The organism is Arcobacter arenosus, from assembly GCF_005771535.1.
Lineage (GTDB): Bacteria > Campylobacterota > Campylobacteria > Campylobacterales > Arcobacteraceae > Halarcobacter > Halarcobacter arenosus.
Window position 1 is genome coordinate 1 of sequence record NZ_VANU01000010.1, and the last position, 21,224, is coordinate 21,224.

The 21,224-nt window shown below is 26.1% G+C and carries 18 protein-coding genes; 11 read left to right on the forward strand and 7 right to left on the reverse strand.

Annotated features, from left to right (window positions below; all coding sequences use genetic code 11):
• Window positions 1-171 precede the first annotated feature (171 nt).
• Window positions 172-2,601: a bifunctional diguanylate cyclase/phosphodiesterase gene (locus FDK22_RS15315; protein WP_138153867.1), complete on the reverse strand. Its 2,430-nt coding sequence runs from the start codon at window positions 2,599-2,601 to the stop codon at window positions 172-174.
• Between the two features lie 351 nt (window positions 2,602-2,952).
• On the opposite strand from FDK22_RS15315, the gene FDK22_RS15320 reads away from it, so the two are divergent.
• Window positions 2,953-3,792, forward strand: coding sequence for an aldo/keto reductase family protein (locus FDK22_RS15320; protein ID WP_228711739.1), 840 nt, complete (start codon window positions 2,953-2,955; stop codon window positions 3,790-3,792).
• Between the two features lie 8 nt (window positions 3,793-3,800).
• Here FDK22_RS15320 and FDK22_RS15325 read toward each other — a convergent pair whose 3' ends face one another.
• From FDK22_RS15325 to FDK22_RS15335, 3 genes are all read right to left on the reverse strand, one after another.
• A complete protein-coding gene (locus tag FDK22_RS15325; protein WP_138153868.1) occupies window positions 3,801-4,538 on the reverse strand; it encodes a DsbC family protein in 738 nt (245 codons plus the stop codon).
• Between the two features lie 70 nt (window positions 4,539-4,608).
• The gene (locus FDK22_RS15330; protein ID WP_138153869.1) at window positions 4,609-5,508 is read right to left on the reverse strand and encodes an AEC family transporter; all 900 of its coding nucleotides are present in this window, start codon (window positions 5,506-5,508) and stop codon (window positions 4,609-4,611) included.
• Between the two features lie 7 nt (window positions 5,509-5,515).
• A complete protein-coding gene (locus FDK22_RS15335) occupies window positions 5,516-5,887 on the reverse strand; it encodes a winged helix-turn-helix transcriptional regulator (protein ID WP_138153870.1) in 372 nt (123 codons plus the stop codon).
• 124 nt (window positions 5,888-6,011) lie between these two features.
• On the opposite strand from FDK22_RS15335, the gene FDK22_RS15340 reads away from it, so the two are divergent.
• The 4 genes from FDK22_RS15340 to FDK22_RS15355 all read left to right on the forward strand — a co-directional run bounded on the left by FDK22_RS15340 (window position 6,012) and on the right by FDK22_RS15355 (window position 8,959).
• Window positions 6,012-6,845 carry a PhzF family phenazine biosynthesis protein gene (locus FDK22_RS15340; RefSeq protein ID WP_138153871.1) on the forward strand — a complete coding sequence of 278 codons (834 nt, stop codon included), beginning with the start codon at window positions 6,012-6,014 and terminating at the stop codon, window positions 6,843-6,845.
• A gap of 19 nt (window positions 6,846-6,864) precedes the next feature.
• On the forward strand, window positions 6,865-7,443 hold the full coding sequence (locus FDK22_RS15345; RefSeq protein WP_138153872.1) for an NAD(P)H-dependent oxidoreductase: 579 nt from the start codon (window positions 6,865-6,867) through the stop codon (window positions 7,441-7,443).
• 12 nt (window positions 7,444-7,455) lie between these two features.
• Window positions 7,456-8,205: a nitroreductase family protein gene (locus tag FDK22_RS15350; protein WP_138153873.1), complete on the forward strand. Its 750-nt coding sequence runs from the start codon at window positions 7,456-7,458 to the stop codon at window positions 8,203-8,205.
• A gap of 124 nt (window positions 8,206-8,329) precedes the next feature.
• Window positions 8,330-8,959, forward strand: coding sequence for an NAD(P)H-dependent oxidoreductase (locus FDK22_RS15355; protein ID WP_138153874.1), 630 nt, complete (start codon window positions 8,330-8,332; stop codon window positions 8,957-8,959).
• Here the strand turns inward: FDK22_RS15355 and FDK22_RS15360 are convergent.
• Window positions 8,956-10,119, reverse strand: coding sequence for an MFS transporter (locus FDK22_RS15360; RefSeq protein ID WP_138153875.1), 1,164 nt, complete (start codon window positions 10,117-10,119; stop codon window positions 8,956-8,958). The two genes, FDK22_RS15355 and FDK22_RS15360, sit on opposite strands and share 4 nt — an antisense overlap.
• Window positions 10,120-10,191: 72 nt before the next feature.
• Here FDK22_RS15360 and thiI point away from each other — a divergent pair, with 72 nt between their 5' ends.
• The 4 genes from thiI (at window position 10,192) to FDK22_RS15380 (ending at window position 15,646) form a co-directional block, all read left to right on the forward strand.
• Window positions 10,192-11,661 carry a tRNA uracil 4-sulfurtransferase ThiI gene (thiI, locus tag FDK22_RS15365; protein WP_138153876.1) on the forward strand — a complete coding sequence of 490 codons (1,470 nt, stop codon included), beginning with the start codon at window positions 10,192-10,194 and terminating at the stop codon, window positions 11,659-11,661.
• Window positions 11,662-11,747: 86 nt separating this feature from the next.
• On the forward strand, window positions 11,748-12,806 hold the full coding sequence (locus tag FDK22_RS15370; protein ID WP_138153877.1) for a MotA/TolQ/ExbB proton channel family protein: 1,059 nt from the start codon (window positions 11,748-11,750) through the stop codon (window positions 12,804-12,806).
• Complete coding sequence (locus FDK22_RS15375; protein ID WP_138153878.1) at window positions 12,796-13,980, forward strand: OmpA family protein; 1,185 nt, start codon at window positions 12,796-12,798, stop codon at window positions 13,978-13,980. The genes FDK22_RS15370 and FDK22_RS15375 overlap by 11 nt, the downstream gene beginning before the upstream one ends.
• A gap of 70 nt (window positions 13,981-14,050) precedes the next feature.
• A complete protein-coding gene (locus FDK22_RS15380) occupies window positions 14,051-15,646 on the forward strand; it encodes an ABC-F family ATP-binding cassette domain-containing protein (protein ID WP_138153879.1) in 1,596 nt (531 codons plus the stop codon).
• A gap of 9 nt (window positions 15,647-15,655) precedes the next feature.
• Here FDK22_RS15380 and FDK22_RS15385 read toward each other — a convergent pair whose 3' ends face one another.
• The gene (locus FDK22_RS15385) at window positions 15,656-16,135 is read right to left on the reverse strand and encodes an acyl-CoA thioesterase (RefSeq protein ID WP_138153880.1); all 480 of its coding nucleotides are present in this window, start codon (window positions 16,133-16,135) and stop codon (window positions 15,656-15,658) included.
• 223 nt (window positions 16,136-16,358) lie between these two features.
• On the opposite strand from FDK22_RS15385, the gene FDK22_RS15390 reads away from it, so the two are divergent.
• A complete protein-coding gene (locus tag FDK22_RS15390; protein ID WP_138153881.1) occupies window positions 16,359-18,839 on the forward strand; it encodes an ATP-binding protein in 2,481 nt (826 codons plus the stop codon).
• Window positions 18,839-19,420 carry a response regulator gene (locus tag FDK22_RS15395; RefSeq protein WP_138153882.1) on the forward strand — a complete coding sequence of 194 codons (582 nt, stop codon included), beginning with the start codon at window positions 18,839-18,841 and terminating at the stop codon, window positions 19,418-19,420. Before FDK22_RS15390 ends, FDK22_RS15395 begins: the two co-directional genes overlap by 1 nt.
• Here FDK22_RS15395 and FDK22_RS15400 read toward each other — a convergent pair.
• Window positions 19,410-21,215 (reverse strand): hybrid sensor histidine kinase/response regulator, encoded by a 1,806-nt coding sequence (locus FDK22_RS15400; RefSeq protein ID WP_138153883.1) that lies wholly within the window; start codon window positions 21,213-21,215, stop codon window positions 19,410-19,412. The genes FDK22_RS15395 and FDK22_RS15400 overlap by 11 nt on opposite strands.
• Window positions 21,216-21,224 lie beyond the last annotated feature (9 nt).

Below are 21,224 nucleotides of genomic sequence, written 5' to 3' on the forward strand. Positions count from 1 at the left end.
TTCTTTATGATTTTTTCTTGTGTATGTAGATTCATTTTAATTTCTCCTAAATCTATTATCTAGGAGAAATTGTACTTTATTTTTTAGTAAATTGTCAGATTAAGTCTTAACTAGTACATCTTAATTAAAATGGGTTCTTGCCCATTTTAATAATTTAAAATTTATATATTTTTATTTCTTCATTAAATCTTCTGGCTTTGCATAATAAAAACCTTGTCCATAATCAATCCCTAGTTCTTTTACTACATTATGAACTTTCTTATTATCAATAAATTCTGCGACTGTTTTGATTTGTGATTTTTTTGCAAGGATTAGAATAGATTCTACAATGTTTCTTGAGTTTATATCTTTATCAATATTTTTTATTAAACTACCGTCAATTTTTATAATATCAGGTTTCATATTAAGTAGTTGTGTGAAGTTTGAATACCCACTTCCAAAATCATCAATTGCAACTTTACAGTTGTATTTTCTTACTAGATTTATAAATAAATTAATTTGTTCATAGTCTTTTATTTCAGAGCTTTCAAGTATTTCAAAAGTGATTAAGTTTGCAATCTTTTCATTGCATTGTAATAAAAATGCAATATAATTTAGTACATTGCTGTTAATTAAATCTTCAAATGATATATTGATAGATATAGGTATATTTGTTGATTTCAAAAACTCAATTGATTTTCTTAATACATTTTTTGTTATTTGAGAATACATCTTTGATTTTTTAGAAATTTCAAGAAATTCATAGGGAGATATAATTTTATTTTCTTTTTCATCAATAAGTCTTACAAGGGATTCATATTTTACTACCTCTTTTGTTTCCAATGAAACAATTGCTTGAAAATAAGGTACGATATTGTCATTTTCTAAAGCATCTTTTATCTTTATCAACATATCAAGGTTTTTAAAGTCACTTGCTTTTTCATTAATATCATAATTATATCTAGCTATTTTATTAAAGCTTTTTTTATTTCTAGAGATTGCTTCTTCTGCTGTTAGTAAATATGGAACAGTATCTGATATTCCTATATTTATTGATACAGGTATTTCAAAGTTATCATATATGAATTTATGGGATTCAAATTTAAGCATTAAATTAATTGCTTTTGTATTTACATATTCAATTTTTTCATTTTCATAAAAAACTGCAAAAATATCACCATAAAGTCTATATGTTAATTTAGATTCCTCTTTTAATAAATTTGCAACAGATATTAATATCTCATCTGCACCTTCATAACCAATCAATGAATTTAATTTTTTAAAATCAATTATATCTATTAGTAAAAGAGTTCCTTTTTTATTTTTTAAATCATTATTTAGAGCATTTCTACCTTTTAGTTTTGTAAGTTCATCATAGGATAATAAAAACTCTTTTTCTTTTTGGTACTGAACAACCTTTGTAATATCAACCCTAATAACCATAAATTCTAAGATCTTATCATTTTTATCTTTTAGTGGTACAACAGTTGTTATAAAGTGTTTTATATCACCATTTTTGCATAAACCTTTAAGTTGACCTTTCCAAAAACCTTTTTCTTTAATAATCTTAATTCCATCTAATATAAATTCTTTTTTTATCTCACTAGGGAATAAGTCATGATGGTCTCTTCCTATTAATTCTTCTTTTGTATATCCAAATGTTTCACAAAAAAGTTCATTAACGTGAAGTATTTTTAAATCGTTTGATAATCTTAATATTATGGTTGTTTTATCTAATGTTTCTTCATATAGCTTAGAGATGCTATTTATATTTTCAAGTTTGTCATAGGTTATATTAAATTGTTTTTTTAAAAACTCTTTTCTTTCCTCAAGCTCTGTAATATCGGTTCTTAACGCAATATATTCAATGATTTTACCATCTGAATCTAAAATAGGATTTATAATAGTATCTACCCAATAATGACTACCATCTTTTTTTTTGTTTTTTATTTTACCTTTCCAAACTTGTTTCAAGTCTTTTATTGTATGCCACATTGTTTTAAAAATTTGAGAACTCATATCTTCATGTCTAATTATCTTGTGAGGTTTCCCTAACAATTCATTACTCTTGTAACCAGAAGTCTTACAAAACTTATCATTTACATAAGTTATATTACCTTTACTATCTGTTTTAGAAACAATTGAATATTTATCTATGGTCTCTTTATATTGATTAAGTAGTTTGTACTTGGATTTAGTCATATTTAAGCTACTTAGAATATCAAGTGAGTTATCAATTTTATAAATTAATTCTTCGATTGTAATAGGTTTTTTTAGAAAATCAAAAAAAGTAAAATTTAGATTTTTTTTAATATTTAAAAATTGATTAGAAATGGGGTCTGCAATAACAATTACAAATAAACCTGGTTTATTTTTTGATAATGATTTTAATAGTTCTAAATAGTCTTCTTTCATATCAATTATTAATAAACTTATATCTAAGCTACTAAATAAAAAATTAATGTTTTGTATTTTAGTTGAGACAAATGAATTATAGTTTTTAGAAGATGATAATGATATGAATTTTTTGTAATTATTATTTACTATATTACTTGAGATTAAAATACTTTTATTTTTTTCATTAAATACTTGTTCAATTAAAAAGTGATTTATATTTTGCATATTTGACCTCAAAATAATATTATTATAATCCAATTAAATAATAATATATCATTATCTTTTAAACATATAAAATTTTAAAATAACCCTTGAATAGGAAATTCTAAAGTTTGTAATATTAATTATTTTATCAATATAAAAATGATTTTAGACTTAAATAAAATATATCTAGAAAAATTAAACTAAGATTTTAATAATAATTTATACTATTTGTCTTTAAATTAAATATATAATTTTGATATTTTTAATAAGTGACTTTGTTACTACTTTATTAAATGTAAAAAATCTAAACCTTTTTTATTGGTATTTCTTATGATTTACGGCTAAAATATAAATAAAAAATAAAGGAAAAAATTGAGTTTTTTTATTAGCAGTGAAAATATAAATATTCCAAATATGATTTATGGTACAGCTTGGAAAAAAGATAAAACGTCAAGCTTGGTTTATGAAGCTTTAAGAGAAGGTTTTAAAGGAATTGATACAGCAGGACAACCAAGACATTATAATGAAAAAGGAGTAGGAGAGGGGATAGATAAATCTTTTAAAGATAATATTATTAAAAGAGATGAGTTATATATTCAAACAAAATTTACTCCAATTGATGGTCAAGATAAAAATAATATGCCATATTTAATAACAGATGATTTAAAAACACAAATTAGAAAATCTTTTGAAAAGTCAAAATTGAACTTAAAAGTTGAATATATAGATTCTTATATTTTACATTCTCCTATTTTCCCTGGTAAAAAGTTAATTGAAGCTTGGCTTACTATGGAAGAGTTTTATCATTCAAAAGAAATTGGCCAATTAGGAATCAGCAATTGTTATGATTTAGATGTTTTGAAATATTTATATAATAATAGTGAAGTTAAGCCAGCAATAGTACAAAATAGGTTTTATGCACAAAGTGGATATGACAAAGAGATTAGAGTTTGGTGTAAGCAAATGGGAATTTTATATCAAAGTTTTTGGTCTTTGACTGCAAATCCAGAAATTGTAAACTCATCGCTAATTAATCAATTGTCAAAAAAATATAATAAAACAAAAGAACAGATTTTTTATAAGTTTTTAAATGAACTTGGAATAATTCCTTTAAATGGAACAACATCAAATGAGCATATGAAGTTAGATTTAAATATAAAAGATTTTAATTTAGAAAAAGCAGAAATAGAAACTATTAATAATATGTTATAGGGTAAAGGTTATTGAACCTTTACACCATATTTTTGAAGCATCTCTACCCAAGATACTTTATTTCCTTTTGTATCAAATACAGAAGGTGTTCCTCTAACACCTAATTTATTTGCAATTTCCATTTGTTCTTCAAGAGTTTTTTCTAGTTTTGCTAACTCTTTTTCATCTATTTTTCTATTTACAAAAGCAGGAGTATCAGCTTTTGTAGTTGTCATAGCTTTTACTTTGTCACCATAAGATTTTTGACTCATAATATAAATTGAAATATCTTTTGCATTTGCATGACTTGGTAAAGGATAGAAAAATACTCTAATTTTTACTTTATCTTCAATTTGTGAAAAATATGATTCAAATTTTTTACAATATGGGCATTCTGGATCTGTAAATAATACATATTCATCATTACCTTTTCCAAAAGTGAAAGCTTCTTTCCCAAGTGTAGGCTTTATATCAACTGGTAAGTCTGGAATATCAAGTGCTCTTCCTGATTCTGTATTTACAACATCTCCAGCAATTAAATATTTTTTATCTTTTGTTAAGTATATTTTACTTTGTTGACCTCTAACAGTTACATTTAAAAGATATAAATCCCCTGAATCAAAACCTCTAAGAACTTTTACTTGAGCACCTTGAAAAAGATTTAATGATTCAATCTCTTTAACTAATTTGTCTGAAATTTGTTCCATTGCATTTGCAAATGATGTTAATGCAAAAAGAACTAAAACTGTTTTTATAAGTTTTAACATTTTTTTTTCCTAGTTTTAAAAATAGCTAATATCATACAGTTTTTATGTTTAGAAATTGTGAAGTTTTTGCTTATAAAATCAATTTTGCAATAATATAAGTGGTGATAAATGAAAATAAAATACCATATCCCACAATAGCAGAACTTAACCTTGGAGCAAGTCCTGCCATAGATGCAATTGCACCAGCAGTTATCATAGGTGCCATTCCTGCTTCAAATATTGAAACAAGGGCAGATGTTGAATTCCATCCAAAAAGTTTAATTATAAAATATGCAATTATTGGAGCAACTATTAATTTAATAAATAAAGAAACACTAAATGGTTTTATTTCATGTCCTGGAAGTTTTAATTGTAATTGAAGTCCAACTGCAACAAGGGCTACTGGTACAATCGTGCTTGCAAAAGAGCTTAAAACTGAGCTTATTATAGGATGATATTCAATACCCATCAAAAATAATGATAAAACTAAAGCAATAAATGGAGGGAAAGTTATAACCTTAAAACCAATTATTCTTAATGTTAAATTATCTTTACTTGCATAATACGAAGCGATAAAAGTTCCATATGTTGCTAGTGCAATAAAGGTTCCTAATTGGTCATAAACCAATACATAAGGTAAGGCTTCTTCGCCCATATATGCATTAACTATTGGTATCCCCATAAATGAAGAGTTTGTTAATATAGTTACTAATAAAAGAGATCCTGTAATCTCTTTAGAAAAAGAGAATAATTTAGAAACTAGCAGTGTTAAAACTGCTGTTATAAACATCACAAGCCATGAGATAATAACTGGAATCATCATATCCATGGAAAAATGCAGTTTTGGTATTTGTAATAAAATCATAGCAGGAAGAGAGATATAAATCACAAACTGATTTAATGCTACTGGGGCATCTTTTGGTAAAATCTTTAAATGCTTTAATAAATATCCTGCAATGATAGCAAGTAGAATTAATACAAAATTTTCCATTATTTAATTACTTAGTTAAATTTATATCACAATTATCTTCACAGCTTATTTTGCCATATTCTTTAACATAATCTATTCCCCATTTATACATCTCATCTAAAATTGGTCTTAATCTATCTCCCGCATCACTTAAGGAATAAACTACTTTAGGTGGAACTTCTGCAAATACTTCTCTATTAATTATGTTTTTTTCTTCTAATTCTTTTAGTTTTACCGTTAATGTTTTTTGCGTAATTTCAGAAATCTCTTCATGAAGCTCTTTAAATCTTTTATCTCCATCAAGAAGATGCCAAATAATTGCAAGTTTCCATCTATCATTAAAAATATCAAGGGTAACAGATACTGAACATTTATATTCTTTGTCATTAATAAAATACATTATATTTCCTTTTCTTGGATAATTATATCATAAAAGAATTAATATTCTATTACTTACCTAAAGTAAAGTAAGATACATTTAAGTTTGTAGTGTATATAATTTTCAAAATAAAAAAGGTTTTATTATGAAAATAGAAAGAATTTCTGCATTTTCTTATGAAAATAAAGGTGGTAATCCAGCTGGTGTAGTATTAACTGATGATTTATTAAGTGATGAAGAGATGCTAAAAATTGCAAAAGATGTAAATTATTCTGAAACAGTTTTTTTAACGCAGGAAAATGATTTATTTCTAACAAAATATTTTTCCCCTGAAATGGAAATTGACTTCTGTGGTCATGCAACTATAGCAAGTGGTAGAGTATTAGGAGAAAAGTTTGGTAGTGGAATTTATAAATTAAAAATTAATAATGGAATTATTAATCTTGATGTAAAACTTGAAAAAGAGAAAATTATCTCTTCTTTCTCTTCTTTACAAACTAGTACAAAAGATATTGATATAGATGTTAAAAAGCAGTTGCTAGAAATTTTCAATTTAGATGAAGATGATTTAAATCCAAGTTTTCCTATTAGAGTATCAAATTCTGGAAATTTACATCCCATAATCTTTTTAAATAGAGAAAAAAAATTAGCACAAATGAATTATGATTTTGAAAAAGCAAAAGATTTTATGAGAAAACATCAATTTGTAACGATATCATTGATTTTTTTTAAATCTGAAGACTTATTTTACTCTAGAAATGCTTTTGCGTATGGTGGAGTTTATGAAGACCCTGCAACTGGCTCTGCGGCAGTTGCTTTAGCTGAATACTTAAGAGATTTAAAATTTAAAGAATCTGGAACAATTGAGATTTTACAAGGGTTTGATATGAATCAACCTAGTAAATTAATAGTTAATTATACAGATAAAGCAAACTCGTCAATCAATGTTTCTGGGGAAACAAGACTAATTAAAAATTAAAAATAGATAAAGGATTTATATGAAGAAAGTATTAATTATAAATGGACATCAACATTATGATGGTGTTGCTGAAGGTAATCTAACTAATGATTTAATAAAGTGTGCAAAAACTTTTTTTGAGAAAAATGATTTTGAAGTAAAGTTTACATATGTAGATAAATCTTATGATATTGAAGAGGAAAAAGAAAAATTAGTTTGGGCAGATTATATATTTTTTCAATATCCTGTTTATTGGATGGGCTTACCTTGGATTACAAAAAAGTATTTTGATGAAGTATTAACTTCAGGAATTCATTATGCAAATGATGGAAGAAGTAGAGAAGATAAATCAAAAAAATATGGAAGTGGTGGATTATTAAGTGGTAAATATATGCTTAGTTTAACATATAATTGTCCTACATCAGAATTTTCAAACAAAGATGGATATTTTGATGGTTTATCTTTAGATGAAGCCAATATAAGTACCCATAAAATTTTTCAGTTTTTAGGATTAGAAGCTATGAAAACATATTCTATTCATGATATATTTAAAGGTGACATGGATTTAGAAAAAGAATTAATTAGATTAGAAGGTGTTTTAAAAGAGAATTTTTTATAATAAGGAAATATTATGAATGAGACAATAAAACAATTAAGTTCTAGAAAATCAATAAGAGAGTTTACAGGTCAAAGTGTAAAAGATGAAGATTTAGAGCTTATTATGAAAACAGCTCAAAGGGCTCCTACCTCAGTTAATGGACAACAAATATCTTTGGTTTATACAAGAGATAAAGAAACTATAAAAAAAATTGCAAAATTAGCAGGTGGACAAAAACAAATTGAAAATGCAGATGTTTTTATAACTATTGTTGTTGATTTTAATAGAACTAGTTTTGCTGTATCTCAAACAAATGAGATTCAGAACATTGACAAATCAGCTGAAGGAATTTTAGTTGGTGCAGTGGATGCTGGAATTATGTTAAGTGCCTTACAAGTTGCTGCTGAATCTTTAGGTTATGGAACTACAGCAATCGGTGGGATTAGAAATAATCCAGAAGAGATGATTAAACTTCTGAATCTACCAAAAAAGACCTATCCAATTGTTGGAACTACTATAGGGGTATCTACAAAAGAAGCAAAAGAATCTCCTCTTAAACCTCGAATACCATTTGAAAGTTTTGCTCTTGAAGATATATATGATAATGAAAAAGTAAAGGAAGGTGTATTAAAATACGAAGTTCAATTAAAAGATTTTAGAGTTAAAAATAATATGAATTATATGCAATCATATTGTGAACAAATGTCAAACTATTATAAGAAAATATATAATAGAAAAGTTGCAAAAAGTTACGAAACTCAAGGTTTTGAGTTTATAGATTAATTTGTAGAACAACTAGTTGTTCTCTTTAGAGTTTGCTACTTTAGTAATTTTTTATAAATTACGTTAAAAGTAGTTAATATTAATTGGGTCCCTAAAAAAATGGGGCATTTTTTAAGGAAGATATATGGAAAAAACATTTATGGAAGCTATGGACTTCAGACATGCTTGTAAGATATTTGATGAGAATAAAAAAGTTTCTGATGAAGATATGAATTTTATTTTAGAGGTTGGTAGAAAGTCGCCATCTTCTTTTGGTATGGAACCATGGAAATTTTTAGTTATTACAAATGAAGAACTAAAAGCAAAAATTAGACCATTTTGCTGGGATCAGCCACAAATAACTACATGTTCACACTTAGTTATTATCTTAGCAGCAATTGAAAATGTTAAGCCAGAATCTGGTGAGCCAATGAGAAAATTTGGAAGAAGAGATATGCCTCAAGAAAAATTAGACTTTTATGAAGGTATTTATTCATCTCATTTAAAAGATGTATTAAGTAGTGATGAAAATGTATACTCATGGACAGCTAGACAAACGTATATTGCAATGGGTAATATGATGACAGCAGCAGCTGTAAAGGGTATTGATACTTGTCCTATTGAAGGTTTTGAAAAAGAAAATGTTGAAAAAGTTTTAGGTTTAGATACAACAAAATACCAAGTATCTTGTGTTTTACCTTTTGGTTATAGAATTAATCCTCAATCGGAACAATTAAGAGAAAAACTAGAAGATGTAGTTGAATTTATAAACTAGCTTTTAATAGCTAGTTTATAAAACATTATTAAAAAAATTATAGCAAATAAACTAATTCCAATTATCTCAAAAAAAGTTTGAACTCCAAAATTTGATACTAATGGATGAAAAACAATAGGTGAGCAAAATTGTCCAAGAAACATAAAGCTTGTCATATAGCCAGAAGATTTAACTCTTTTTTCAAAAGTGGTTCTACTTAACATCCAAGCTGTTACATTTGTCATCATAACTCCACCACCAAACCCTAAAATGGTACTTGTTAAGAAAAATAGCTTTAGATTATTTACTAATCCTACACCAATAAAACCAATGGCAATAATTGTTAAAGCGATGATATAAATTGAAAAAAAGTCAAATCTCTTTTTTAGTTTAGAAAAACTTATAGCACCTAAAGCATTTGCAAAAAATGCCAAACCTATTATAAAACCTGCAACTTTTCCTGATGCTTGAAAGGTATCTATGATCAAAAATGGAATTTGTGTTGGTAGAATAAAAAATATTAACATATAAAAAAAACCTAAGAGATATATTCCAATTAGTTTTTTAGGTACAGTAATTTCATCTTCTAAATTAAATAATTCATCTTTTCTTTTTTCAATTAAAAATAAATATGCAATAGGAATAAGTACAAATCCCATAAGATATATTCCAAAGGGAAGTCTCCAATTTATATCTGATAAAATTCCACCACCTATGACAAAAGAAACCCCTCCTATAGCCATAAAAGCACTTTGATAGCCCATAAATTTATGTCTTGCTTCCCCTTGAAAATAATCTCCTACTAAAGAGGTTGAAACAATCATTAGTGTTGCAACTGAGATACCAAACATTGCCCTTGATAATAAAAATGCTTCAATATGCTCTAAAAATAATCCTGCACTTCCTGTTGTTGCAAAAATAAATAAAGCAGCTAAAGCTGAATTCTTTTTACCAAATCTAAAAACAAAATGTCCTAGAAATGGTGCTAGTAAAGCAATTGAAAGGGAAGGTAGGGTTAATATTAGTCTAGAATAAAATTCTATATTTTCAATATCACTAAAATAATCTTGTAATCTTGGTAGGGCAGTTACAATAGCAACATTTGACATCATTGTTGTCATTGAAATTAAAAGTAGGGTGAAAATTGCAGTTTTTTTTATTTTTAAGCCTTTTATGGTCATATGTTCTATTTGTGAAACTTTACTACTCTTATGCTATAATTCCCCTTACAAAAAATCAAAGGTATAGTAAGAATGGATAAAATTGAGGTTAAAACTCAAAAATTTATAATTAAGTTTTTCCCAGAAATAATGGTAAAGGGAACAAAAGCTAAAAGACAAATGATTGATCAACTTTTAGGAAATCTTAAAAAGTTGCTTGGGAAAATAGATGAAAGCGCAAGTTTTAAAAAGTTTTTTGACAAAATTGAAGTTGTTTGTAGTATTGAATATGTAACAGAAATTAGATTGAAGTTACAAGAAACACCAGGTATAGAAGTTGTTCAAGAAGCTATACAAATAGATAATATGAATTCTTTAGATGATATAAAAGTTGTTGTAAATGAATATATGTATAAAGAGATTACAGGAAAAACATTTGTTGTAAGGGCAAAAAGAACAGGAACACAAGACTTTAAATCAACCCATATCGAACAAACAGTTGGTGGATATATGCTTGCAAAAAACCCTGAAACAAAAGGGGTAAAACTAAAAGATGCTGAAGTTACAATAAATGTAGAACTTGTTCACTCTCAGTTAAATATTATTACTCATAAGTTTAGAGGACTTTCAGGTTTTCCTTTAGGAACACAAGGTGATATATTATCTTTAATGTCAGGTGGTTTTGATTCAACAATTGCTAGTTATCTAATGATGAAAAGGGGTATTAAAACACATTTTGTTTTTTTCAACCTTGGTGGAACTGCCCATGAAATTGGTGTAAAACAAGTTGCGTATTATCTATGGAATAAATTTGGCTCTTCCCATAAGGTATCATTTATTACTGTTCCTTTTGAAGATGTTGTAACTGAAATATTCAAATCTACAAGTGAATCTTATATGGGTGTTACTTTAAAAAGATTGATGCTAATGGCTGCTGAAAGATTAGCAGATGAAAGAAAAATTGATGCTTTAGTTACAGGGGAGAGTGTTGCTCAAGTTTCTTCTCAAACTCTTAGAAATCTTGCTTTAATTGATAAGGTTACAAATAAATTAGTTTTAAGACCCCTTGCAACTATGAATAAACCTGAAATTATGGAGATGGCTGCAAAAATTGGTACAAGAAGATTTGCTGAAGCTATGCCTGAATATTGTGGTGTTATTTCAAAAAATCCAGTTACCCATGGGTCTTACGATAGGATGGAAAAAGAGGCTAAAAAATTTGATTATTCTGTTTTAGATAAAGCAGTTGAAAATGCAATTGAAACAGAAGTGGATGAAGTTGTAAACCAAATTGAAGATATTGGACAAGTAAAGGTTGTAAACGATTTAAGTGGTGGAGATTATACAGTTATAGATATTAGGCAAGGAGACGCTTGTATTGAATGTGATTGTGAAACTCTTAAAATTCCATTTTATAATTTAAAAAATGAATTTAAAAAATTGCCACAAGATAAACAATATCTATTTTATTGTGATAAAGGGATATTAAGTCAATTACATGCACAATATTTAATTGATTCTGAAAACTATACAAATATTAAAGTTTATAGACCTTTAAAATAGAAAAAAAGAGTATTCTTTACTCTTTTTGACTGTGTGTTCTCACTTTAATATGATAAAATATTTTTGAATATTTTAAGGAGTTTTTTATGATAAAAGTAAATGAACACAAAACAAATAATAGCCCACGTTTTTTAATGGTTTTATCAGTACCATTAATTCTTTTTTTATTATTACTGTTGGGTTATAATAGTTTTATTCCCTTAAAAGCTGAATTACATTCAATAATTATAATCTTTTTTATTCTTATAATATTTGTTTCATTTATCACTCATAATGCATGGTACTCTTTTGCACAATATAAAAACACGATTTATGATGTAATTGAAGAGGTTGATACCTATCTTAATCAAAACCAATTAGTTTTAGCAGGAAAGAAAAAAGCCTTAGCAAATATAGAACCATTTTTTCAAAAACACTTTGAAGAGATTAGAAACGATAATTTTGCAAGTATTGCAACATCTATTTTCCCAACATTAGGTATTTTAGGAACTTTTTTAGCTATAGCAATCTCAATGCCAGATTTTACAGTTGAGTCTAAAGAGGCTTTAGAAAATGAAATTACAGTTTTATTAAGTGGAGTTGGAACTGCTTTTTATGCTTCTATTTATGGTATCTTTTTATCAATTTGGTGGGTCTTTTTTGAAAAAAGAGGATTAACTAAAATTGAATATGAGATGAATGAGATTAAATTACAATATAAAGAGCTAATTTGGGAAAAAGAGGAGATTGAGTTATATAAAATTTTAGAAGCTCAAGAGCAAAATCAAAAATTTATTGAAAAAATTGAAAATGTAGTTACCCCTGAATATATAGCTAAACTTGACAAAATTGCCCAAGAAAAAATTGATAAAATTAATGCTTTAGATGAAGAGTATAAAGTTAGTGAACAAAGACTAACAAAAAATCTAGCTTCTTTAGGAAAAGTTTTTGAATTAACTTCAGTAAAACAAAATGAGTTATTAGAAAGTTTTGAGAAGATAGAAAACTCATTAACAAAATCGAGTGAAGTTTTTGAAAAAAGTGTAAATGAACAAAAATCTAACTCTAAAGCTTTAAATAATGAAATATATTCTGTTTTATCATCTTTTGAATTAGTTTCAAGGGATTTAAAAGCTTTAGGAAAAGAATTGATTGATGCAAAATAAAAATAATAACACTAATTTTTGGATATCTTATGCTGATTTAATGGCAGGACTTCTATTTGTTTTTATCCTTTTAATTGGTGCAATTATTGTTAAATACTCTTTACTACAAAGTGAATCAAAACTCTTAGAAGAAAATCTTCATAAAGAAAAACTTGCATTGGAAAAAAATAAAGAAGAGTTAGAAAAAAATAAGCAAGAGTTGAATAAAAAAGAGGAAAAAATCAAAAATGTTTTAACTGATTTATCCTCTTTGGAGATAAAATATAAAAAAACAAAAGAGGATTTAAAAGAGTCTCTTATTTTAAATGAAGAGTATAAAACACAACTAAAAAATAAAGATGAGTTATTAGCAGAAAGCCAAAAGAATATTGATACTTTAAAAGATAATATAAATGAAACTAAATCAAAGTTAGAGATAAGTTTGAAAGAAAAAGAGCAATTAGCTTTGTCTTATGAAGAGTTAAAAGAAATTTCAAAACAAAAAGATGAAAAACTAGATAAATTACTTGAAGAGGTTTTGGCCAAAAAAAGTTTAATAGAATCATTTGAAGATAAAACAAAAACATTAAATGATGAGATTGCTTTAATGACACAAAAACTTAAAAACTCTGAAAAGCTTCATGATGAATTATCTTCTCAATTGCAAAATACAAAAGAGAAAATCAAAAGTTTTACAGGGATAAAAGTAAAAGTTATCACCTTACTTAAAAAAAGTCTAGGTGAAAAAATACAAATTGATCCTAAAAATGGAAGTTTAAGATTATCATCAAAGGTTTTATTTGATGAGGGAGAATATGTATTAAAAGAGGATTCAAAGAGTGCTTTAAAAAGTGCTTTATATGATTATTTTCAAACAATTTTAGATAATAATGAAATAAATAAACATATTGATAAAATAGTAATAGAAGGGCATACAAATTCTAAGGGAACTTATCTTTATAATTTAGAATTGTCTCAAAAAAGAGCTTTTTCAGTTATGGATTTTTTATTATCCCTTGATTTTAACAATCATGAAAATCTAAAAGAGTTAATACTTGCAAGTGGTAGATCGTTTCTAGACCCAATTTATACAGAAGATGGTAAAGAAGATAGTGATGCCTCAAGAAGAATAGAAATAAAACTTAGACTTAAAAATGAAGAAGCAATAAAAGAGATTGGTAAGCTTTTACAATAAGCTTGTTTAACCTTTCATATAGTTTTTTTCGATATAATCGCGCTAGATTAAGATAACGGAGTTTAGAAATATGGTTCAAGTAGTAAACTTAAAAAAAGCATTCGGAGCAAGAGTGCTTTTTCAAGATATAAATTTAAAACTAGATGTTGGAAAAAGATATGGTCTTATCGGTGCAAATGGTGCTGGTAAATCAACTTTTTTAAAGATTCTTTGCGGAGAAGAAGATGCAACTGAAGGTGAAGTTCAAATTCAAAATGGTAAAAAAGTTGGTACATTAAGCCAAAACCAGTTTGCTTATGAAGAGTATAGCTTATTTGATACTGTTCTTTTAGGAAATAAAAGATTATATAATGCAATAAAAGAAAAAGAGGAACTTTATATGAGTCCTGAGTTTACTGATGAAGTAAATAATAGACTTGCAGAACTAGAGATTATCTCAGTTGAAGAAGATCCAACATATGAATATGATATTAAAATCACAAAGATTCTTGAGGATTTAGGTTTCCCTGCATCAATGCATCAAGACTTAATGAGTACATTAACAGGTGGTGATAAATTTAAGGTATTACTTGCGCAGGTTTTATTCCCAAGACCTGATATTTTATTTTTAGATGAGCCTACAAATAACCTTGATATTAAAACAATTGGATGGTTAGAAAACCAATTACAACACCATAATGGTACAATGGTTGTTATCTCTCACGATAGACACTTCTTAAATGCAGTTTGTACACATATTCTTGATGTTGACTTTAAACAAATTAGAGAGTTTACAGGTAATTATGATGATTGGTATATTGCATCAACAGTATTGGCAAAACAACAACAAGCTGATATGAATAAAAAACAAAAAGAGAAAGAAGAATTAGAAAAATTCATCGCAAGATTCTCTGCAAATGCTTCTAAAGCTAAACAAGCAACTTCTAGACAAAAACAACTTGATAAACTTGATTTAGGTGCAATTCAAATCTCAAGTAGAAGAGACCCTTCTATTATTTTTAGACAAAAAAGAGAAGTTGGTAAAGAATTACTTTTTGTTAATAATATTACAAAATCATATGATGGTAAATTAGTATTAAATGATATCTCTTTTTCATTGGAAAAAGGTGATAAAATCGCATTAATTGGACCAAATGGTATTGGTAAAACTACTTTATGTGAAATTTTAGTTGGAAATGTTGAAGCTGATTCTGGTGATGTTCATTGGGGTGCAACTATTCAAAATGGATATTTCCCTCAAAATGCAACTGATTTAATTAAAGGTGATATGACTTTATATGATTGGTTAAGAAGTTTTGATAGAGATGCTGATATTGCTGAGATTAGAAACTGTTTAGGTAGAATGTTATTTAATGGTCAAGAGCAAGAAAAACAAGTAAAAGCTTGTTCTGGTGGAGAAAAGCACAGAATGATGCTTTCAAAAATCATGTTAGAACAACCAAACTTCATGGTTTTAGATGAACCTACAAACCACTTAGACCTAGAAGCTATTATTGCACTTGGTGAGGGACTATTAGAATATCCTGGTTCTGTTATTTGTGTATCTCACGATAGGGAATTATTAGATGCATTTGCAAACAGAATTATTGAGATTCAAGAAGATGGGTCAATTATTGATTTTAAAGGTACATACGAAGAGTTTATAGAAAGTAAAGAAGAGGCTTAAGCCTTTTCTTTAGTGAACATGCATGGCATGTCTAGAAGACATTCTTTGTTCTCTTCTTCTTATAGCATCTTGATATCTTCTTTTTTCATCTTCTGTTTGAGGTTCTAACTTAGGAACTGATACAGGTTCCCCTTCTTCATCAACTGCAACCATTGTAAAGTAGCAAACATTTGTATTTTTAATAGTATGATCTTTGATATCTTCTGATATTACTTTAATACCAATCTCCATTGAAGTTCTTCCAGTATAATTTACTGACGCATGAAAAGTTACGAGCGAGCCAATTTTTATGGGGTCTTTAAATAGTACCATATCAACAGATAATGTTACTGCGTAAGTTTCAGTGTATCTAGCAGCACATGCATATGCCACTTGGTCTAACATTTTTAGAATCTCACCACCATGAACATTTTTTCCAGTAAAATTTGCTTTTTCTGGTGTCATCAACATAGTCATTGTTAATGATTTTTCTCTTTTCTTTTCAGTCATTCTTGTACCTTTTGAGATAATTAATTTATTATAAAACAATTGGATGAAAAAAAAGATGATTTTAGAGTAATTATTTTATAATTTTTCAAAACTATATAAAAAGGTAACATTGTAACTTATCAAATATTTGCAGTATCATATTAAAAAAATTTGAAAAATTGATACTTTATTGATACACTTCTTTGTTATTATAAAATTATAAATGATTAATTAAGGATTTATTATGAAGTTAAAAAGCCTACAAAAAATATTATCTGTTCATTTTTTTAGATATTCTTTAATACCAATTTTTGTTGTTGAAGTTACCTTATTAGTTATGTACTTTTCAATAAATGCTTATATCTCATCTAAAAATACTGAACTTTTATTAAATGAAGCCCAATCTCATACTCAAGAAGTTTTAAAAAGTGAATCTACAATTATAAGTGATAAACTAGAAGAGGTTAGTAGATTAGCTAAAATTTTACAATTTGAACATGAAGAGTTGTTTAAAAAACCATATAATTTTACATTGCCAAATGAATTACCAAGTTTTAAAGTAGCAGAAAATGGGGTTTTTTATAAAACAAATAAAGTAGGTTCATCTTTATATTATTCTTCAAAAACTAATATTACACAAGTTGAAAAAGACAAAGCAACTTTTACAGAATCTATGGATACTAATTTCAAAAGTATCGTTGATACAAATCCTAATATTGTTGCAGCTTATTTCAATTCTTGGGATGATATGAATAGACTTTATCCTTTCATTGATGAAGTATATAATCAATATGGTCCCCACATTCATATGGAAGATTATAATTTTTATTTTTTAGCAGATAAAAAACATAATCCTAAAAAAGAACCAGTTTGGACAGGGGCATACTTAGACCCAGCAGGAAATGGTTGGATGTTATCTTGTATTGTTCCTATTTATAATGGTGATTTTTTAGAAGGGGTTACAGGTATTGATATTACAATTGATAGTTTTGTAAAAAATATTTTAAATAGAAAACTGCCTTATAATGCTAATATTTTCATGGTTGATAAAGAGGGTATGATTATTGCTATGAATGAAAAGATTGAAAACTTACTTGGATTAAAAGAGTTAAAAGAACATTTATATACTGATGCAATATTAAAAACCATAGAAAAACCTGAAGAGTTTAATATTTTAAAAAATAAAAGTCCTTTCGCTTCACATTTTAAAAAGTTAATTGAAAATGATAGTGCAAGATCTTCTTTAAAAATTGAGGATAGTGAATACTTAACACTACAACAAAATGTTGATGAAACTCAATGGAAACTTATGATTTTAGTTGATAAAAATGAAGTATTTAAATCAATCAATGATTTGAAGAATCTATCTAATAAGATAGGTTATTATGCAATAGGTTTATTACTTTTATTTTATGTGATATTTTTCTATTTGTTATTAAGAAGAATAAATATCTTTTCAAAAACTATTACAGAACCAGTTGCAAAACTTTCTGAACAAACTTCTATGATTAAAGATGCAAGTAAAACTAAAGTTGAACTTGTAAAAACTGATGTTTTAGAGATGCAAGTGTTAAATGAAAACTTTACTAATATGATAAATGAACTTAGTATAAAAACAAATGAGTTATACAATGCTGTTAATATTGCAGAAGAATTATCTAAAGCAAAAGATGAGTTTTTAGCAAATATGAGTCATGAACTAAAAACCCCTTTAAATTCAATCAATTTAATTAGTTCAATTATGCTTAAAAATAAAAAAGGGAATTTAGATGGTAAAGATTTGGATAGTTTAAAGGTTATTAATAACTCTGGTAACGATTTACTATTTTTGATAAATGATGTTTTAGATATCTCAAAACTTGAGGCTGGTGAAATAAAACTAAAATATGTTGATATAAAATTGTGTGAATTTATCAATGAAATTTATAATGGATTTAAAATTCAAATGGAAGAGAAAAATTTAGATTTTATTATAGAATGTGATAACTCAATTGGGTATATATATTCTGATGAAGATAGAATTAAACAAATCATTAAAAATCTACTTAGTAATGCACTTAAATTTACAGAATCTGGTCAAGTAAGTATCCATGCAAGTTTAAATGAGGATTTATTAACTATTGAAGTTAAAGATACAGGAATAGGGATATCAGAAGATAAATTAGAATTTATTTTTGATAGATTTAAACAAGTTGATGCTAGTACAACAAGAAAATATGGAGGAACTGGATTAGGACTTTCAATTTCAAAACAACTTGCTAATTTACTTGGTGGTGATATTAGTGTTGTAAGTAAAGAGGGTGTTGGTTCAACATTCAAAGTTACTATCAAAGCTAATAAATATAAAATCAATGAAGAGTTGTTGGAAAAAGATAGAGATATGCATATAAGAAGAAAAGAAAAAGTTATTGTTTTTAATAATGATCCAGTGAATTTTATAACTTTAGTTGTTAAGCTTAAAAAAGATTATGAAGTTGAAAACTTAAATAGTTTTAATGAATTTTTATATAAAGTAGAGAATGAAAAATATAAATACATAATTGTTGATGCTTCAGATTTAAAACATTTTGAACTATTAAAATTAAAAGATTTTAAAAATAAAACTTTAGTTGTTTATACTGAAGAACAAAGTAACCAATCACAAATTCAAGAAGAGTTTAATTTTAATTATAAAAAGCCAGATGGACTAAATTTAATCTCTGATTTAATTGAAAAGGAAAAATAATGGAAAAGTTCAATATTTTAATTGTTGATGATATAAAAGCAAATTTATTCTCTTTAAATTTATTATTAGATAATAATTTTGATAACATAAATGTTATAGAAGCAACAAGTGTAAAAGACTCAATTAAACAAATTATGAAACATAATGTAGATTTAGTTTTGACTGATATACAGATGCCAGAAGCTAGTGGATATGATTTAGCTGAATACTTGTTAGATATTGAAGAAACAAAAGATATTCCTATTATTATGATTTCTGGGATTTATGAAGATGATATTTATAAAAAGAAAGCTTATAATAGTTCTAAAAATGTAGTTGATTTTATAACAAAACCTATTGATGATGAGTTATTAGTTCAAAAATTAAAAGCATTTATAAACATAATAAGTTCTATGAAAGAAAATAAAATTAAGTTAGAACAAAAAGAATTAGAGTTACAAAGAGATAGAAAAATTAGTAATATGCTTGGAACAATAGAAAATCATTTTGATAGTAAGATAGAGCTTGATGAAGAAGAGGTTTATGAGTATCTAATCAAAGAAGATGATTTAATTAACCTTGATGACATCATTAAGAAATAAGTTTTCTTATCTCTTCTTCTTTAAATGGCTTCTCAAAATAAGAGTTGAAATTTGTTGAGATAATATTTTTTGAAGTGGAGTCTTTATCTATAATTGCAATTATCTTCTTTTCATGCTCTTTTAGTTTTATAATATCTACCGCACCTAAATTAGTAAAATCAACTATAATATAATCAAAATCATATTTACTTATATTTGTAAATAATTCTTTTGATGTTGATACAGAATCAACAATATAATCATTTTTTAATTTGATAATTAAATTCATTAAATTTAAAGGATCATAATTAAGAACTAAGATTTTTCTATTTTTTTCTATATTTTTATTTTTTGTTTTTTCTATTAGGGTATGGTTTAATTTATCTTCATTTATAAGAATTGAGAATTTAAAAGTAGAACCAACATTTTTGCTACTTTCTACACTAATATTTCCACCAAGTAGTTTTACAAGTTGTTTTGAAATTGCTAAACCAAGGCCTGTTCCACCAAATTTTCTGGTTGTACTTCCATCTGCTTGTTTAAATCTATCAAAAATTTTCCCAAGTTTTTCTTTTTCAATTCCAATTCCTGTATCTTCTACCCTTACATCTAAAAATTTATCATTTTTCTTAACATTAACTTTTATAAAACCTTGTTGGGTAAATTTAAATGAATTACTAAGTAGGTTTTTAATGATTTGTTTTAATCTTAATTTGTCTGAATGGATAAACCCAATATTTTCATCACATATTAATTCAAAGTTAATAGATTTTAGTTTTGCTTGCATTTTAAAACCATCATAAATTTCTGTAAAAAAACTATTAACATCAATGTCAGTATTATTTACAATAATTTCACCAGCTTCAAGTTTTGAGATATCTAAAACATCATTTATAAGTTCTAATAAGTCTTTACCTGCTTTATTTACTATAGTAATATTGTGTATATCTTTTTCACTTAAGTTACCATTTTTATTTTTTGACATAACTGAACTTATTACATTAATAGAGTTTAAGGGTGTTTTTAATTCATGACTCATATTCGCTAAAAAGTCGTCTTTTTCTTTATTGGCTAATTCTAATTCTCTTTTTTGTGATTCAAGTTTATTTGTCAGGTCTTTGAGTTTTTTTGTTCTATTTAAAAGGTTTTCTTGCATATAAACAAAAGATTTAGATAAAGAACCAATCTCATCATTTGTGTTTGTATATGGAATTTTTGGGTATTTATTTTTACCTATATCTATTGCTATATTAGATAATCTTGTTAGTTTATTTGTTAGTTTTGAACCAATAAGATAAGATAAAATTGTTGAAATCAATATTTCAATAAATATAATTATTAAAGTTTTTTCTTTATTACTTTGTATAAATTGATTATTTTCAGATAAATCAAAAACCAAATACATAGAACCTAAACTTGTATCTTCTTCTTTTATGTTGATATGTTTAACCTTGTAAACTTTATCTTTAAAATTTAAGGTTTTATCTTCTTTTATTTTTATTAATTCCTCAAGATTCATATCTTCAAATTTATAAGAACTTGATATTATTTTTTCTTGAGTATTTAATAAAATGATTGAATTTACTATTGTGTCATCTTGAGCTTTTTCAATTATATTATCTAAGGTTGCTAAATCATATATACTTAGTGGAACTTTTACCAAATCCTCTAAAAATATTGTTTTTGAATTTATATTATCATTTATAAGTTTATTTGATGAATCAACAATTGCTATAAAGTTAATTGAAACAATTAGGGTAATAAAAAATATTTCAAGTAAAACAAAAGAGATTATAAACCTGTATTTAAACGACATATTAACTCT

Coding starts and splice junctions, on each gene's coding strand:
- FDK22_RS15315 (WP_138153867.1), bottom strand. CDS start 2,601: ATGCAAAATATAAATCACTTTTTAATTGAACAAGTATTTAATGAAAAA.
- FDK22_RS15325 (WP_138153868.1), bottom strand. CDS start 4,538: ATGTTAAAACTTATAAAAACAGTTTTAGTTCTTTTTGCATTAACATCA.
- FDK22_RS15330 (WP_138153869.1), bottom strand. CDS start 5,508: ATGGAAAATTTTGTATTAATTCTACTTGCTATCATTGCAGGATATTTA.
- FDK22_RS15335 (WP_138153870.1), bottom strand. CDS start 5,887: ATGTATTTTATTAATGACAAAGAATATAAATGTTCAGTATCTGTTACC.
- FDK22_RS15340 (WP_138153871.1), top strand. CDS start 6,012: ATGAAAATAGAAAGAATTTCTGCATTTTCTTATGAAAATAAAGGTGGT.
- FDK22_RS15345 (WP_138153872.1), top strand. CDS start 6,865: ATGAAGAAAGTATTAATTATAAATGGACATCAACATTATGATGGTGTT.
- FDK22_RS15350 (WP_138153873.1), top strand. CDS start 7,456: ATGAATGAGACAATAAAACAATTAAGTTCTAGAAAATCAATAAGAGAG.
- FDK22_RS15355 (WP_138153874.1), top strand. CDS start 8,330: ATGGAAAAAACATTTATGGAAGCTATGGACTTCAGACATGCTTGTAAG.
- FDK22_RS15360 (WP_138153875.1), bottom strand. CDS start 10,119: ATGACCATAAAAGGCTTAAAAATAAAAAAAACTGCAATTTTCACCCTA.
- thiI (WP_138153876.1), top strand. CDS start 10,192: ATGGATAAAATTGAGGTTAAAACTCAAAAATTTATAATTAAGTTTTTC.
- FDK22_RS15370 (WP_138153877.1), top strand. CDS start 11,748: ATGATAAAAGTAAATGAACACAAAACAAATAATAGCCCACGTTTTTTA.
- FDK22_RS15375 (WP_138153878.1), top strand. CDS start 12,796: ATGCAAAATAAAAATAATAACACTAATTTTTGGATATCTTATGCTGAT.
- FDK22_RS15380 (WP_138153879.1), top strand. CDS start 14,051: ATGGTTCAAGTAGTAAACTTAAAAAAAGCATTCGGAGCAAGAGTGCTT.
- FDK22_RS15385 (WP_138153880.1), bottom strand. CDS start 16,135: ATGACTGAAAAGAAAAGAGAAAAATCATTAACAATGACTATGTTGATG.
- FDK22_RS15390 (WP_138153881.1), top strand. CDS start 16,359: ATGAAGTTAAAAAGCCTACAAAAAATATTATCTGTTCATTTTTTTAGA.
- FDK22_RS15395 (WP_138153882.1), top strand. CDS start 18,839: ATGGAAAAGTTCAATATTTTAATTGTTGATGATATAAAAGCAAATTTA.
- FDK22_RS15400 (WP_138153883.1), bottom strand. CDS start 21,215: ATGTCGTTTAAATACAGGTTTATAATCTCTTTTGTTTTACTTGAAATA.